Genomic DNA, 401 nt, shown 5'->3' with positions numbered 1-401 from the left:
CCGGGTTCCGCCAACGACCAGGGCTATGTCACCTCGGTCTGCTTCTCGCCGACGCTCGACCAGTGGATCGGGCTGGCGCTTGTCGAGCGCGGCCGCGAGCGGATCGGCGAGATCGTCCATGCGCATGACCCGCTGCGCGGCGAAGACTATGACGTCGAGCTGTGCAATCCCGTCTTCTACGATCCGGATGGAGGGCGCCAGCGTGGCTGAATTTTCCTGGGTTTCCCGCAGTCCGTTGGAGCACGCGCTTGTCGTGGGCGCCTATGGCGCGCGTGACGTCGAACCGGGCATTTCGCTCACCGAGATCCGCAATTTCGACCTGATCCAGGTGATGGCGCGACGCGGCAAAGGGGCGGAACTGGCACGCACCGCCAAAGCCCGTTTCGGCATGGCGGCTCCGG

The 401-nt window shown here is 65.8% G+C and carries 1 protein-coding gene and 1 pseudogene; both read left to right on the top strand.

The features are described from left to right. Nucleotides 1-210, top strand: a 210-nt coding sequence (locus EOA13_RS37745; protein WP_164780711.1) for a glycine cleavage T C-terminal barrel domain-containing protein, incomplete at its 5' end; no start/stop codon positions are given. Continuing rightward, a pseudogene (locus tag EOA13_RS37740) lies at nt 203-401 on the top strand (sarcosine oxidase subunit gamma); the annotation flags it as partial. The gene EOA13_RS37745 and the pseudogene EOA13_RS37740, both read left to right, overlap by 8 nt.

The organism is Mesorhizobium sp. M7A.F.Ca.US.011.01.1.1 (genome assembly GCF_003998295.1).
GTDB lineage: Bacteria > Pseudomonadota > Alphaproteobacteria > Rhizobiales > Rhizobiaceae > Mesorhizobium.
This window is presented reverse-complemented; position numbering and strand designations above follow the sequence as displayed.